The 15,402-nt window shown below is 32.0% G+C and carries 13 protein-coding genes; 11 read left to right on the top strand and 2 right to left on the bottom strand.

Going from position 1 to position 15,402, the window contains the following annotated elements; genetic code table 11:
• On the bottom strand, positions 1–1,010 hold a 1,010-nt coding region (locus ACKVOD_RS01860), incomplete at its 3' end, for an ABC transporter permease (protein ID WP_409207782.1).
• 163 nt (positions 1,011–1,173) lie between these two features.
• Here ACKVOD_RS01860 and purH point away from each other — a divergent pair.
• The 6 genes from purH (at position 1,174) to rodA (ending at position 8,370) form a co-directional block, all read left to right on the top strand.
• The gene (gene purH, locus ACKVOD_RS01855) at positions 1,174–2,700 is read left to right on the top strand and encodes a bifunctional phosphoribosylaminoimidazolecarboxamide formyltransferase/IMP cyclohydrolase (RefSeq protein ID WP_409207781.1); all 1,527 of its coding nucleotides are present in this window, start codon (positions 1,174–1,176) and stop codon (positions 2,698–2,700) included.
• Positions 2,701–2,751: 51 nt separating this feature from the next.
• On the top strand, positions 2,752–3,780 hold the full coding sequence (locus ACKVOD_RS01850; RefSeq protein WP_409207780.1) for a rod shape-determining protein: 1,029 nt from the start codon (positions 2,752–2,754) through the stop codon (positions 3,778–3,780).
• 85 nt (positions 3,781–3,865) lie between these two features.
• The gene (gene mreC, locus ACKVOD_RS01845) at positions 3,866–4,690 is read left to right on the top strand and encodes a rod shape-determining protein MreC (protein ID WP_409207779.1); all 825 of its coding nucleotides are present in this window, start codon (positions 3,866–3,868) and stop codon (positions 4,688–4,690) included.
• Positions 4,683–5,189, top strand: coding sequence for a rod shape-determining protein MreD (locus ACKVOD_RS01840; RefSeq protein ID WP_409207778.1), 507 nt, complete (start codon positions 4,683–4,685; stop codon positions 5,187–5,189). Before mreC ends, ACKVOD_RS01840 begins: the two co-directional genes overlap by 8 nt.
• Positions 5,186–7,117, top strand: coding sequence for a penicillin-binding protein 2 (mrdA, locus tag ACKVOD_RS01835; protein WP_409207777.1), 1,932 nt, complete (start codon positions 5,186–5,188; stop codon positions 7,115–7,117). Before ACKVOD_RS01840 ends, mrdA begins: the two co-directional genes overlap by 4 nt.
• A gap of 17 nt (positions 7,118–7,134) precedes the next feature.
• Positions 7,135–8,370 (top strand): rod shape-determining protein RodA, encoded by a 1,236-nt coding sequence (gene rodA / locus ACKVOD_RS01830; protein ID WP_409207776.1) that lies wholly within the window; start codon positions 7,135–7,137, stop codon positions 8,368–8,370.
• Positions 8,371–8,486: 116 nt separating this feature from the next.
• Here rodA and ACKVOD_RS01825 read toward each other — a convergent pair whose 3' ends face one another.
• The gene (locus ACKVOD_RS01825) at positions 8,487–10,760 is read right to left on the bottom strand and encodes a carboxy terminal-processing peptidase (protein ID WP_409207775.1); all 2,274 of its coding nucleotides are present in this window, start codon (positions 10,758–10,760) and stop codon (positions 8,487–8,489) included.
• A gap of 185 nt (positions 10,761–10,945) precedes the next feature.
• Between ACKVOD_RS01825 and surE the strand changes: the two genes are divergently transcribed.
• The 5 genes from surE to ACKVOD_RS01800 all read left to right on the top strand — a co-directional run bounded on the left by surE (position 10,946) and on the right by ACKVOD_RS01800 (position 15,207).
• Complete coding sequence (gene surE, locus ACKVOD_RS01820) at positions 10,946–11,734, top strand: 5'/3'-nucleotidase SurE (RefSeq protein WP_409207783.1); 789 nt, start codon at positions 10,946–10,948, stop codon at positions 11,732–11,734.
• Positions 11,735–11,800: 66 nt separating this feature from the next.
• Positions 11,801–12,073, top strand: coding sequence for a hypothetical protein (locus ACKVOD_RS01815; protein ID WP_409207774.1), 273 nt, complete (start codon positions 11,801–11,803; stop codon positions 12,071–12,073).
• Between the two features lie 19 nt (positions 12,074–12,092).
• Positions 12,093–13,214, top strand: coding sequence for a lipid-A-disaccharide synthase (gene lpxB, locus ACKVOD_RS01810; RefSeq protein ID WP_409207773.1), 1,122 nt, complete (start codon positions 12,093–12,095; stop codon positions 13,212–13,214).
• 236 nt (positions 13,215–13,450) lie between these two features.
• Complete coding sequence (locus tag ACKVOD_RS01805) at positions 13,451–14,080, top strand: C40 family peptidase (RefSeq protein WP_409207772.1); 630 nt, start codon at positions 13,451–13,453, stop codon at positions 14,078–14,080.
• Between the two features lie 44 nt (positions 14,081–14,124).
• Positions 14,125–15,207 (top strand): ComEC/Rec2 family competence protein, encoded by a 1,083-nt coding sequence (locus ACKVOD_RS01800; RefSeq protein ID WP_409207771.1) that lies wholly within the window; start codon positions 14,125–14,127, stop codon positions 15,205–15,207.
• Positions 15,208–15,402 lie beyond the last annotated feature (195 nt).

Here is a 15,402-nt window from a genome sequence, read left to right as displayed (position 1 = left end):
AGTATAAATGAATTTTTAGCTCCCAATGATTTTTGAATCCCAATAAGATTAGTCCGTTCTTTGACCGAAACGAACATGATATTGGCAATTCCAAAACCACCTACAAGAAGCGAAAATCCGCTAATGATCCAACCCACGACATTCATTTGGGAAATGATTCCGTCTATCAAATTCGTAAACCCCGAGAAAACATTTATAAAAAAGTTATCAATAGCACCTGATTTTAACCCTCTCAAACTTCTTAACTTTTGTGAAATTTCTGCCTTATAAGCATCCATATCGATACCGTTTTTTGGGTTAAAAATTATAGCATTAATTAATGACTTATTGTTTTCACCATATAATTGTCTCAAAAAATTAACTGGAATATATGCAGAATTATCATCACTATCTCCGAACAAGCCTAATCCCTGTTTTTTTAAAACTCCTATAACCGTAAATCTTTGACCATATAAACGCACTTTTTTCCCTATTGAATACTCATTGTTAAATAATGCTTTGTCAATTTCGTCACCAATAACAATAACTTTTGCTGCTGAATTGGCTTCGGATTCAGTATAAAACCTACCCTTTTCAAATTCAAGACCTTGTATATCAATAAACTCATGAGAAACCGCCAGAATATTAATATTACTAATGGTATTAGACTCAAATTTAACTGATTCGGTTTTTGTGAAAATTTGATATCCCATTTGATCTGTATTGGCCATAGCACTTTTCAAATAAATATATTCGTCGTATTTAACATTAGGAAACTGCTCCCTTTTCCATTGCGGAATTTCGGAAGGTCCAAATGACATTTTCATTAAATAAATAGTGTTTTTATCTAAAGTACTCAAATCTTTAGTGATTTTTCTATTCAAAGAATCAACAGCTGCTAGAACAGAAATAATAGAGAAAATACCAATGGTAACTCCTAACAAAGACAAAAGTGTACGCAATTTATTATTTTGCAAAGCACTAATAGCAAAACGGAAACTTTCCTTAACCAATCTAAAGTAAATTAACATAAATGTAATAATTTGCAATACTGTAAAATTCTATAAATTTATTTCAAGAACCTAATTAAACTGGCTCTTTAGGTTTGTGTTATAATTTAAATTATTGTTACACAATATCATTGCTTTCTTTATACAAAAAAACTACTTTTGCACGATAAATTTCAAACGATAGATGAACACTACAAAAACAATCAAATCAGCTTTAATTTCAGTTTTTTCAAAAGAAGGTTTAGAGCCAATTATACAAAAATTACACGAGCAAAATGTTATCTTTTATTCCACAGGGGGTACTGAAGATTTTATTAAAAACCTAGGCATTCCTGTAGTTCCAGTAGAAGATGTTACTTCATACCCCTCTATACTGGGTGGACGAGTTAAAACCTTACACCCGAAAGTTTTTGGAGGAATTTTGAATCGTCAAGATAACGAAACTGATGTTCAACAAATGCAGGAATACGATATTCCGCAAATTGATTTAGTGATTGTAGACTTGTATCCTTTTGAAAAAACAGTAGCTTCAGGAGCTAATGAAAGTGATATTATCGAAAAAATAGATATTGGTGGTATTTCTTTAATTCGTGCTGCTGCAAAAAATTTCAAAGACACTGTAATAGTTCCTTCAGTTTCAGAATATAGCTTGCTTTTAGATTTAATTTCTAACCAAAATGGTGCTACAACATTAGAAGACAGAAAATTATTTGCAACGAAAGCATTTCACGTTTCTTCTCATTATGACACCGCAATTTTCAATTATTTTAATACTGATGAGACTCTTTTTAAAACTAGTATTGCTGATGGACAAGTGTTGAGATATGGAGAAAATCCACATCAAAAAGGGTTTTTCTTTGGCGATTTTGACGCCATGTTCAAAAAAGTGCACGGAAAAGAATTGTCATATAACAATTTATTGGATGTTGATGCAGCAGTAAATTTAATTGCTGAGTTTAAAAATGATGTCCCTACATTTGCCATTTTAAAACACAATAACGCTTGTGGTTTAGCAACTAGGGAAACAATTAGTGAAGCTTATAAAGTGGCTTTAGCCTGCGATCCAACCTCAGCATTTGGTGGGGTTTTAATCGCTAATACAAAAATAGATGTAGCAACTGCAACTGAAATAAATAAATTATTTTGTGAAGTCGTCATCGCTCCAAGCTATAATTCTGAAGCTATAGCGATTTTACAAGAAAAGAAAAACAGAATAATATTGGTTCAAAACGAAGTAGAATTACCTCAAAAACAGGTTCGAACTTGCTTGAACGGTATTTTAGTTCAAGAAAGAAATAACATTACAGATACTAAAACTGACTTAAAAACAGTTACTTTAATTTCACCAACTTCTCAAGAAGTTGAAGATTTAATTTTTGCTTCTAAAGTTTGCAAAAACACTAAGTCAAATACGATAGTATTTGCCAAAAACGGCACTTTAATTTCATCAGGAACAGGTCAAACCTCGAGAGTGGATGCCTTAATGCAAGCAATTGAAAAAGCAAAAGCTTTTGGATTTAGTCTTGAAGGTGCTTCAATGGCAAGCGATGCTTTTTTTCCATTTCCTGACTGTGTTGAATTAGCAAAAAATGCTGGAATTACAGCAGTCATTCAACCTGGAGGATCTATAAAAGATCAATTAAGCATTGATTATTGTAATGAAAATAAAGTTGCAATGGTATTTACAGGAACACGTCATTTTAAACATTAATTTGTTTAGATTTGTATGTTAAATTTTTATAACTATTAAACCCAAAAAAATATGGGATTTTTTGATTTCATGACCGAGGATATTGCTATAGATCTTGGTACCGCAAATACTTTAATCATTCATAACGATAAAGTTGTTATTGACAGTCCGTCAATAGTTGCCCGAGATAGAGTTTCGGGAAAAATCATTGCAGTTGGCAAAGAAGCTAACATGATGCAAGGAAAAACCCATGAAAATATTAAAACAATTCGACCTTTGAAAGACGGCGTAATCGCCGATTTTGATGCTTCTGAAAAAATGATTAGCATGCTTATAAAAAGCATTCCTGCTTTGAAAAAAAGAATGTTTACTCCAGCATTGCGAATGGTTGTTTGTATTCCTTCAGGAATAACCGAAGTAGAAATGAGAGCGGTAAAAGAATCATGCGAAAGGGTAAATGGCAAAGAGGTATATTTAATTCACGAACCCATGGCCGCTGCTATAGGTATTGGTATCGATATAATGCAACCTAAAGGGAACATGATTGTTGATATAGGAGGTGGAACTACAGAAATTGCTGTAATTGCATTAGGTGGAATTGTTTGTGACAAATCCGTTAAAATTGCTGGAGATGTTTTTACCAATGACATCGTATATTATATGCGTACGCAACACAATCTTTTTGTTGGTGAAAGTACTGCCGAAAAAATTAAAATTCAAGTTGGAGCAGCTGTCGAAGATTTAGAAACCCCTCCAGAAGAAATGTCAGTTCAAGGGAGGGATTTACTAACAGGAAAACCAAAACAAGTTGCTGTTTCGTATCGCGAAATTGCCAAAGCATTAGACAAATCAATACAACGTATAGAAGATGCTGTTATGGAAACTTTATCTCAAACTCCCCCAGAATTAGCAGCTGACATATACAATACTGGTATTTATCTTGCAGGTGGAGGGTCTATGTTGAGAGGTTTAGATAAAAGGATTTCACAAAAAACAGATTTGCCAGTTTATATTGCTGAAGATCCTTTGAGAGCAGTAGTTAGAGGCACAGGAATGGCTCTTAAAAACCTTGTTAAATTTAAAAGCATCCTTATAAAATAAAAACTCCAAAAATCAAAATTTAAATTCCAAGATGGTTTACAAAAGCCTGGAATTTGGATTTTGAAACTTTATAATTTAATAAATTATGCAGCAAATAGTTAATTTTATTTTAAAAAACAGTAATAGATTACTTTTTTTGCTGCTTTTAGTGTTTTCCTTATTCTTAACTATCCAGTCGCATTCATATCATAAAAGTAGGATTATAAGCTCTGCAAATTTTTTAAGTGGCGGAGTATACGAAAAAATTAATAATATCAGTGAATATTTTAATTTAAGAACTCAAAATGATGCACTTGCACAAGAAAATGCTAAACTAAGAAGTATACTTTTTAATACCAAAGACACGTCTACTATACAAAAATTAGATAGCATTAGAGGATTAAATGCTACCGACATTATTGTTTCAAAAGTGATTCATAATACCTATGATTCTCACGAAAATTATTTAACTATTAATTCTGGGAGTGTTCATGGAATAAAACCAGACATGGGTGTCGTAAATAGTTCAGGAATTGTAGGGATTATTGATGACACTTCTCCAAAATATGCTACTGTAATTAGTATATTAAATATCAAATCACAAATAAACGCAAAAATTAAAAAATCGAACCATTTTGGTTCATTGATTTGGGACGGTAAAAGTACTGGTTTTGTTCAATTGATAGATATTCCAAGATTAGCTGCCATTAGAAAAGGTGACACTATTGTTACAGGAGGTCAATCTGTAATCTTTCCTGCAAATATTAATATTGGAACTATTGACAAAATTTACATTGATAATAAAACTAATTATTATACTCTTAATGTTAAATTATTTAACGACATGACAAATTTAGGTCATGTTTATGTTATTAAGAGTAAGGATCGTGAAGAAATACTAAAACTAGAAAATAAAGAAAAAGATGAATAGTACTTTGTTCATAAATGTTTTTCGTTTTTTACTGTTGCTTACGGTTCAAATTGTTATTTTTAATAACATGAATTTTATGGGATATATTAGTCCCTTTCCATACATACTCTTTATTATATTATACCCAGTAAATGGTAATAAATATGGGCTACTAATTGCTAGTTTTTTTCTGGGTCTAATTTTAGATGTATTCAGTAATTCTGGAGGTATACATACCACTGCAAGTATTGTATTGGCTTATTATAGACCCTATATATTTAAATTTGCATTTGGAATTAGTTATGAATATCAAACTGTAAAATTAAATGATATTTTAACTCCTGAACGCTTTTCTTTTTTAGTCCTTGCTGTGTTAATTCATCATATAACTTTGTTTGTTTTAGAGACATTTCAAATGAGTTTCTTCTTTGATAACTTACTTAGAATCATATTGAGTTCTATTTTTACAATTCTAATTTGCATAATCATAATATACCTTACAAAGCCTAATAGAAGATGAGAAAAATATTGCTCCCTTCGTTAATAATAATTACAACTTCTTTACTTGTAATACGATTATTTTATTTACAAGTAATAGATGACTCCTTTAAATTAAAATCAGACAATAACGCGATTAAAATAAAATATGACTATCCTGAGAGAGGTTATATTTATGACAGATCAGGAAAATTATTAGTCGCCAACCAGCCCTCATATGACATCATGGTCATTCCAAGAGAAATAAAAAATCTTGACACGATTGAGTTTTGTGAATTATTAGATGTCACAAAAGAGGAATTTATCAAAAAAATTGAGAAAGCAAAAGTTTATAGTCCCAGACTTCCCTCAGTTTTTTTAGCTCAATTGAATAAAAAAGAGTTTGCTGCATTCCAAGAAAAGATACGAAAATACGAAGGTTTCTATTTTCAAAAGCGTTCACTTCGAGATTATCAGGTCACTTTTGGAGCCAACGTTTTTGGTTTTATTACACAGGTCAACGAAAAATTAATTGAAAAAAATCCCTATTATAATAGTGGTGATTTAATAGGCATGCAAGGCGTAGAACAAAGTTATGAAGAAATATTACGCGGTATAAAAGGGGTTAAATATATTCAAAAAGATAAATACAACCGAGAAATTGGTTCGTACAAAGAAGGAAAATACGATACTTTAGCTGTACAAGGAAAAGACATCAATCTCTCTATTGATCTGGAACTTCAAAAATATGGTGAGGAGTTGATGATCAATAAAAGAGGTGGAATTGTAGCTATTGAGCCCAAAACCGGTGAAATATTAGCTTTGGTTACTGCACCTTCTTATGATCCGTCGATATTAGTTGGTAGACAAAGGTCTAAAAATTATACCATTTTATACCATGATTCGATTGCAAAACCACTCTATGATAGAGGTCTACTTGCTGAATATCCACCAGGATCCCCATTTAAAATTTTAACTGGTTTAATTGGTCTTCAAGAAAAAGTAATTACAGAACAAACTACTTTTATGTGTCACCATGGATTTAGTTATGCACGTGGACGATTTATGAAATGTCACGGTTCTGGACCACATCAATTACATAACGGAATCTATAATTCTTGTAATACTTATTTTGGATCTACATACATGCGAACTATCAATAAATATGTTAATCCACCTCATGCTGTAAATGTTTGGAGTAAACATGTAAAAAGTTTTGGATTAGGTAATTTTATGGGTTATGATTTACCAACAGGGAAAAAAGGGAAAGTGCCAGATTCAAAAACCTATAAAAAGATGTATCCAGATTGGCGTTGGGATAGTAAAACTATTGTATCAAATGCCATCGGACAAGGTGAAGTATTGATGACCCCTATTCAACTGGCAAATATGATGAGTGCAGTAGCCAATGAAGGGTATTATTATACACCACATATCATTAAAAAAATTAAAGGTCAAGTTATCGACAAAAAATTTACAACAAAACATCAAACATCAATAGATAAAAAATATTTTAAACCTATGATAAGTGGTTTATTTGATGTTTATAATCTTGGAACTGCTCATGGATTAAATGTCGAGGGTATTGATATTTGCGGTAAAACAGGTACTGCTGAGAATTTTGCAAAAATTAATGGTATAAGAACAAAACTAGAAGATCACTCCATTTTTGTGGCTTTCGCACCAAAAGACAATCCTAAAATAGCTATTGCAATTTTAGTCGAAAATGGAGGTTTTGGATCCACCATTGCGGGCCCTATAGCCAGTCTAATGATTGAAAAATATCTTAAACATAAAATAACAAGAGTAGATCTAGAAAAAAGAATTTTGGAAAGAAGTTTACAAAGTAGGTATGTAAAATTAGGTGGTGTTTCCGAAACTATAAAAATGGATTTAAGAAAAAAAGATTCGATTTTAAAATTGAAAACAGTTGTTCCTACTCTAAAAAAAGATTCAACTAAACAAAATTAATACCTGATTCATTTGAAATGAAAAATCAAAGTATAACAAACAACCTAGACTGGATTTGTGTTATCATTTATGGCCTATTAGTATTAATGGGTTGGCTTAATATTTATTCTTCATCCTTATCCTCGTTAGAAGGTACTTTCGAAAAGCAACTTATTTTTATTGTTTTAACTATTCCGTTAATTTTTATAATCATTTCTATTGATGGGAAGTTTTATGAAAAATATGCTAGTATCATCTTTGGAATATCTTTGTTATCACTTGCCGGTTTGTTTGTAGCTGGTAAAACTATTGCCGGACAACGTTGTTGGTATGCTATCGGAAGCTTTACGCTACAACCCTCAGAGTTTGCTAAAGCAGCAACAGCATTAGCATTAGCAAAGTATTTAAGCGATTCACAAATAAATTTAAAAGATGCAAACAAACAAATACAAGCACTATTAATTGTTTTTTTGCCTGTGCTCTTAATATTACCACAACCCGATCCTGGAAGTGCATTAATTTACAGTATATTTATTATTGTTTTATATCGTGAAGGCTTGCCTTCTTGGTATGTTTGGACTGGATTTGTTACCATACTTTTATTTGTATTTACACTAATATTAGAACCTCAATATGTAATTCTACTTTCTTTACTTATCATTATATTTATTCATTTCAAGTCAAGGTTGTCAGAGAGAAATATTGTACTGAGTAGTATTCTTTTTGTAGCAATTTCGGGTTTTGTGCTTTCTGTAAATTATGTATTCAATCATGTATTTAAACAACACCATAGAGATCGTTTTAATATTCTTCTGGGTAAGTCGGTAGATATGAAAGGTATTGGATACAATACTAATCAATCAGAAATTGCCATTGGTTCTGGTGGCTGGTTTGGAAAAGGATTTCTTGAAGGAACACAAACCAAAGGCGGATTTGTTCCCGAACAACACACCGATTATATATTTACGACAGTTGGCGAAGAGTGGGGCTTTATAGGATCACTTCTTGTAATTGGTTTATTCGTAGGGTTAATTTTGAGAATAATCTACCTAGCCGAAAGACAAAAAACTAAATTTAGCAGGGTTTATGGCTATTGTGTAGCTGGCATTTTGTTTATTCACTTCTTTGTCAATATTGCAATGGTATTAGGGATATTTCCAACTATAGGGGTACCACTGCCCTTCTTTTCTTATGGGGGTTCAGGACTCTGGGGTTTTACAATTTTGCTTTTTATTTTTATAAAAATGGATGCCAATAAAGTGAATGAGTGGTAGGGATTTAAATATCTACGAAGGAGTTATTATAAACATTCTTAATGTCAAGGAATACTTTTATAAAAAAACCCAAGAATATTTTTCTTGGGTTTTCAAATTTTTACAATAAAGAGTTCTTATGATTTAACCAATTTAACTTTATTGATTTTATTTGCAAATTCTTTTTTAACTACTGGTTTCGATTGCAAATCATCCAATACATTTAAAGCTTCTTCTACGTAAACATCTTTTTTCAAGCTTTCATGCCAACGGTCTCTTTTTTCTTTAAGGGAAGCATCATTTTTCATTAATTCAATTTCGGTTGGTAATGAAGTAAAGTTAACGCGAGAATCATAATCAGCAATTGGCTTATATTTTTTGATTGTTTCTTCGATTTTTTGTTGCTCTTTTTTAAAGTTTTCAAACTTAAGGCTATAAATATTTTCTTTACTTCGTTGGTCTATCCATTTTGCATTTTCTTCAATTAATTTAAATTGAGGGTTTTGGGCAATTCTTAATTTGCTTTTTTGAATCACTTTTTCAAAATTTTCATTTTTAGTCCAAACACTATATTCCGCCTGATCAATTTTATCCCAAGGCATGGCATTGTCAACATCGCGTTCACCCATTTTTAAATAAGAATATTTGTCTGGCATTACGACATCACTAGCAACACCTTCAAGTTGAGTAGAGCCCCCATTAATTCGATAGAATTTTTGGGTTGTCGTCTTCAAAGCACCTAAATCTCCCATGCCACTGCTTCGTACAAATTGATTTAAATCGATAACATTTTGTACTGTTCCTTTACCATAAGTTTGTTTACTACCAATAATAATTCCTCTTTTATAATCTTGAATGGCTGCTGCTAATATTTCAGAAGCCGAAGCCGAGAAACTGTTTACCATAATAACTAATGGTCCATCCCATTCAATTTTTTTATCTCGATCGTATAATACTTCTTTTTTTCTTCCCGAAGATTTTATTTGTACAATAGGTCCTTCTTCAATAAATAATCCAGCTATATCGACTACTGTTGATAATGATCCCCCACCATCATCACGGACATCTAAAGCAATACCGTTTACACCTGCTTTTTTTAAAGCTTCCACTTCTATAGCAATATCTTTTCCAGCATCTCGACCTTCTTTGTTTTCAAAGTCGATATAGAATTTTGGTAAATAAATAATACCATATTTTAAACCATTTCTTTCGACAATACTCGACTTAGCATAGGTTTCCTCAATTTCAACAATATCTCTTATTATCGAAATTGTTTTAATACTGCCATCTACTTTCTTTACAGTCAATCGAACTTCGGTTCCTTTAGGTCCTTTTATTTTTTTAACTACATTATCTAAACGCATACCAACAACATCAACAGGCTCATCTTTACCTTGGGCAACTTTCATAAGAATATCTCCAGATTCAAGTAATTTTCCTCTCCATGCTGGCCCTCCTGAAATTAGTTCTGAAATTTCGGTAAAATCATTTTTCTTTTGTAATCTTGCACCAATTCCTTCAAATTTTCCGCTGATACTAACATCAAAACGTTCTTTTTCATCGGCAGGAAAATAACTTGTATGAGGATCAAAACGGGTAGTTATAGAATTAATATACACTGAAAACCAATCTTCTCTATCCAATTCCTTCATGAAAACAAAATATTCATCCAAAGATTTTACGGAACTTTCACGAGTACTTTTTTCTAATTCTTCAAAAGTTTTTGGTTTTTCAATTTCTGCCGATTTTTCTGTTTTTTCTTTTTCTATTGGATCCTGAAATTCACCTTGCTTTAAAATATCGGTTAATCCATTATCTTCTTTTTTTTCTATAATTCCTTTTGCTTTGTTTTCTTGAATTTTTAATCTATCAGTTATTGAAGACAACGTAGATAGTTTTATTTGTTTATACCATCTATCTTTTAATTCTTCATTATTTTTGGCATATGGAGCTTTTTCATAATCTGTATTGAAAGTCTCATCAACCGAATAATCAAAAGGTTTACTCAAAATTTCTTTATAAATCTTTTGATTTTCGGACATTCTTTTCATCAAACGATTATAAGTAAGGTCGAAAAATGTTAATTCTTTATTCAAAAACTGATCATCTAAATCTGTTTCATATTTTGAAAACTCATCAATATCTGATTGGAGAAAAAATCTTTTTGAAGGGTCTAATGCCAAAATATAATCTTTATAAATACCTTTAGAAAAAGTATCGTCAATGGCAGCAGGGCTATAATGGCCTTTTTCAATAACAAAAGCCAATATTTCTATGAGTGTTCTATCTTTTTCAGGATCTGTAGAACTACTAATAGTTTTATATTTGAAGGCAAATAATGTTATGGAAAGAAAACCAACAAGTAGGAGTGTTTTATAATTTCGTTTCATAAAATGTATAATAGTATTCATAGTTAAATTAAAATCTAAATTACATTAAAAACCATGCTAACAAATACAAGGCTTGCATAAATTTTTGTTAAAGATATAAAAATGTTTTTTTTGAATAAGCATTAATTATTTTAGTAAATTAATTTTGTTTTTCTTTGTTTACAAATTTACTAAAAGACTTTGTTTTGAATAAAAATCGTGATCTTATAATTAAGCCTTTAATCTTGATAACCAATGATGACGGGATTTCTGCACCAGGAATTAGGACTCTTATTGAAATAACATCTGATTTTGCTGAAGTTGTAGTGGTTGCTCCGGACAGTCCACAAAGTGCAAAAGGGCACTCAATTACCATAAATGATACTTTATATATCAATAAAATATCTAAAGAAAATGAAGCTATTTTAGAATATACTTGTTCTGGAACCCCAGTAGATGCAGTCAAATTAGCCATAAATGAAATATTGAAAAGAAAACCAGACTTATGTGTATCTGGAATTAATCATGGCTCTAATTCGTCAATCAATGTGATTTACTCTGGAACAATGAGTGCCGCAGTTGAAGGAGGGATCCAAGGAATTCCATCAATTGGTTTTTCATTATGTGATTATAATTGGAATGCCGATTTTGAACCTATAAAATCCTTTGTTAAGACAATTATTTTAGAAGTTCTCGAAAAAGGACTTCCAGAAAACATAGTTCTGAATGTCAATTTTCCAAAATTAAAAGAAAAAGACATAAAAGGTATAAAAGTTTGTCGACAAGCTAAGGCTATTTGGATGGAAAAATTCGACAAACGAAAAACACCACAAGGAAGAGATTATTACTGGCTTACTGGGGAATTTGTTAACCAAGACAATGGCGAAGATACCGATGAGTGGGCTTTAGCCAATGGCTATATATCACTAGTCCCAATACAATTTGATTTAACGGCTCATCATGCCATACAGCAACTAAACAATTGGAATTGGAATAAAATATCCACTAAAATTTAGTTTGCAACAGCAAAAACTAATAATTAAAAGCGAAACCATTTATGGTCGCTAATAAAATTTACAAATATGAATAAAACTGCAATACTATTAGGATTTATAATTGGATTATTAACCTCAACTTTAGGCGTTTTTATTTTTATTTACTTTTTTACTAATTTTGATTTTATAACTGGAATTCAATCTATAAAATCAGAAGGCAAATTAGGAAAATTAATTACTTTAGGCTCAATTCTTGACCTTGTAGTATTCGCTATTTTATTAAAAATGAATAACGAAATGATGGCTAGAGGTGTAATCCTTGCGGTTATAACCCTAGCAATTATAACTTTGTTTGCTTAATATTGATTAAATTACAAAAATGAAATACTACTTTATAGCTGGAGAAGCATCTGGAGACTTGCATGGTTCAAATTTAATGAAAGCATTGTACAAAGAAGACCCTAATGCAGAAATTAGATTTTGGGGTGGCGATTTAATGAGCGCTGTTGGTGGCTCTATCGTAAAACACTACCGTGATTTAGCTTTTATGGGTTTTATTGAGGTTATTTTTCATTTGAAAACCATTTTAAATAACATTAAAATTTGTAAAAAAGACATTGCTGACTTTAATCCTGATGTCATTATTTTCATTGATTATCCCGGTTTTAACTTGCGTATTGCAAAATGGGCAAAAGAACTCGGTTTTAAAACCCATTATTATATTTCTCCACAGATTTGGGCTTGGAAAGAAAGCCGAATTACGGACATAAAACGAGATGTCGATAAAATGTACGTTATTCTGCCTTTCGAAAAAGATTTTTACGAAGTTAAGCACCTTTTTCCCGTTGAGTTTGTGGGTCATCCGCTGATTGATGCCATTCACGACCAACCCATAATTGATGACGCTACTTTTAGAAAAGCAAATCAATTAAACGGAAAACCCATTGTTGCCATTTTGCCCGGTAGCCGTAAACAGGAAATTATTAAAATGCTTTCGGTAATGCTGAGCGTGGTAAATGATTTCCCGGATTACCAATTTGTGATTGCTGGAGCTCCGAGCCAAGAATATTCATTCTACGAGGGTTTTATAAGTAATGAAAACATAAAATTTGTTTCGAATAAGACCTATGACTTGCTTCGAAATTCGACTGCAGCGATAGTTACATCGGGGACTGCAACTCTGGAAACGGCTCTATTTAAAGTGCCCGAAATTGTTTGTTATAAAGGCAGTTGGACTTCGTATCAAATTGCAAAACGAATTATTACCCTCAAATATATTTCATTGGTCAACCTGATCATGGATGAGGAAGTGGTCACGGAGCTAATCCAAGAAGACTGCACTAAAAAACGAATTGGTGAAGAGTTGAAAAAAATAATGGAACCTAATTATCGTAAAACTCTTTTGGAAAAATATAATCTATTAGAAGAAAAATTAGGCGGTGTTGGCGCCAGCCAAAAAACAGCAAAACTAATAGTAGCCGATTTGCAAAAATCTATTTAATTCGGTCTAGTGTAAAAGTCGTGAAATTTCATTTTTTCGAACCATTAAGGGAGTTAAGTAATATTAAGTACACACCAAAACTTAATTGCCTTATTTTCTTAATGGTTTAAATCTTTGTGACCCGAGACCGAAGGTCGAATAGGCGAAGTAATTTGATTAAATGCTATAATTTTCACAAAAAACCCAGTAGAATCTATTTCATTTAAAATGTTTAAATTTGCCAAAAATAAAATCTTTTGAAACGAATTGTATCACTCTTTTTCTTAGTACTTTTTTTTACTGCCTGCAAACCCACTTCAGCCATAATAACCTCCAAGAAAGAAGCTGAAGATAAAGGAATATATACTCCTCCCATTGCAAAAAAAATAATTGCAAAAAAAGAACTCCACACTAAAGCCGAAAAGAAAAAAGAGATTGTTAAAAAAAGTAAAATCATTGAAGTTGAGGCATCGGATTATATTGTAAACACAGCCGATTCAAGCTATCTGGTAGAACAATTAATTAATTTGGCATCAACTAAAATAGGAACCAATTATAAAAGTGGCGGTATTACTGATGAGGGATTTGACTGTTCTGGATTGATGTACAACATCTTTGATTTGTATCATATAAAACTTCCGCACAGTTCGTTTGAACAATCAAAATTAGGAGCTGTCGTCGAACGGGAAAACATCAAAAAAGGAGATCTAATATTCTTCAGGACCAATGGCCGAAGACAAATCAACCATGTGGGAATGGTGATTGAAGTCAATGCTGACGAGATAAAATTCATCCATTCAGCCACTTCTAGCGGTGTAATTGTATCTTCGACTAAAGAACCATATTATCAAAAATCATTTGCTCAGGTCAATAGAATACTTTTGTAAAAACTTAAAGTTATTTCGCACTAAAAAATGCGTACTTTAGTTTTATGGAAATATTAAAGTTCCCTTTAGCGAGAATTACGATTGGGTTTGTTATGGGCATACTTGGCACCTATTATCTAAACCCCAATCCCGAATGTATATTTATCCTGCTGCTGCTTGCAGGAATTATTTTTGGCGTTACTTATTTTCTGTCAAAACAAAACACCATAAATCCGCTCTATTTTGGTTTTTCCACTTATTTTCTTGCTATAGGAATTGGCGCCACCACACAAATTATCCACACCGATTCTTTTCAGCAATCGAATTATGTCCATAGCCAAACGATTTTCGAAAAACCGCATCTTGTGTCGGTTAGCATTCGGGAAAAACTCAGAAGTTCCGCTTATAACGATCGCTATATTGCAATTGTAAACAAAATCGACACCAAGAAACATTCGGGCAGAATTCTCCTGAATGTCCGAAAAGACAGCTTGAATCATCCTTTCGAAATAGGGACTCATTTGCGCATCAAAGGCACTCTTTATAAAAATACTTTGGCGAAAAATCCGAACCAATTTGATTACGGCAAATACCTCAAAAACAAACAAATCTATGCGCAACTATATGCTGATGCGACTGACATTCAAACAGGCTCTCAAATAAACAAAGACGCTTGGTATTATGCAGCAAAATTGCGAACAAAAATTATTCGCAATCTAGAAAATAACCGCTTCAACAAAGCAGAACTTAACGTTGCCATTGCATTAATTTTAGGACAGCAACAGGAAATTTCGTCAGATATTATTCAAGATTACCAATATGCTGGTGCCGTACATATTTTGTCAGTCTCAGGATTGCACATTGGGTTTATATTGCTTTTTGTGACTTTCCTTCTCAAGCCCTTTCCTAACAACAAACGAGGTTCTTTTATCAAATTAATTATTATTTTACTGTCGCTGTCCTCTTTCGGATTAATTGCAGGATTGGCGGCGTCAGTGGTGCGATCGGTTGTGATGTTTTCGTTTGTGGCTATTGGCATGTATTTAAGGAGAAGTACCAATATTTACCATACTTTATTGGTTTCAATATTGCTTATTTTGCTGTTCCAACCTTCGTTTTTGTTTGATGTGGGTTTTAGCTCTGATTGACTTCTTGTAAGAGAAGTTAGTTTGACTTAGAGAGTTTGAAATGTTGTGGTAACTTCGGAACATTCAATTTGTGACTTAAGAAACGGGCTTTTAACTCTTCTTATGTCATGTCTGAAAATGGATTGATACCCATTTCATAACCCCTGTCCTCTTTCGCATTGTGGGATTTTATAAGATCAAAGTTTTAGCTAAAAA

Origin of the sequence: Flavobacterium sp., from assembly GCF_046155325.1 — a bacterium.
Lineage (GTDB): Bacteria > Bacteroidota > Bacteroidia > Flavobacteriales > Flavobacteriaceae > Flavobacterium.
The sequence above is the reverse complement of the archived record's forward strand: the minus strand, read 5'-3'. Positions and strand labels throughout refer to the sequence as shown.

Bases quoted from the DNA above. Each gene is read 5' to 3' on its own strand.
- ACKVOD_RS01815 (WP_409207774.1), top strand. From the start codon at position 11,801: ATGAATAAAACTGCAATACTATTAGGATTTATAATTGGATTATTAACC.
- purH (WP_409207781.1), top strand. From the start codon at position 1,174: ATGAACACTACAAAAACAATCAAATCAGCTTTAATTTCAGTTTTTTCA.
- ACKVOD_RS01800 (WP_409207771.1), top strand. From the start codon at position 14,125: ATGGAAATATTAAAGTTCCCTTTAGCGAGAATTACGATTGGGTTTGTT.
- rodA (WP_409207776.1), top strand. From the start codon at position 7,135: ATGAAAAATCAAAGTATAACAAACAACCTAGACTGGATTTGTGTTATC.
- mrdA (WP_409207777.1), top strand. From the start codon at position 5,186: ATGAGAAAAATATTGCTCCCTTCGTTAATAATAATTACAACTTCTTTA.
- ACKVOD_RS01850 (WP_409207780.1), top strand. From the start codon at position 2,752: ATGGGATTTTTTGATTTCATGACCGAGGATATTGCTATAGATCTTGGT.
- ACKVOD_RS01825 (WP_409207775.1), bottom strand. From the start codon at position 10,760: ATGAATACTATTATACATTTTATGAAACGAAATTATAAAACACTCCTA.
- mreC (WP_409207779.1), top strand. From the start codon at position 3,866: ATGCAGCAAATAGTTAATTTTATTTTAAAAAACAGTAATAGATTACTT.
- lpxB (WP_409207773.1), top strand. From the start codon at position 12,093: ATGAAATACTACTTTATAGCTGGAGAAGCATCTGGAGACTTGCATGGT.
- ACKVOD_RS01840 (WP_409207778.1), top strand. From the start codon at position 4,683: ATGAATAGTACTTTGTTCATAAATGTTTTTCGTTTTTTACTGTTGCTT.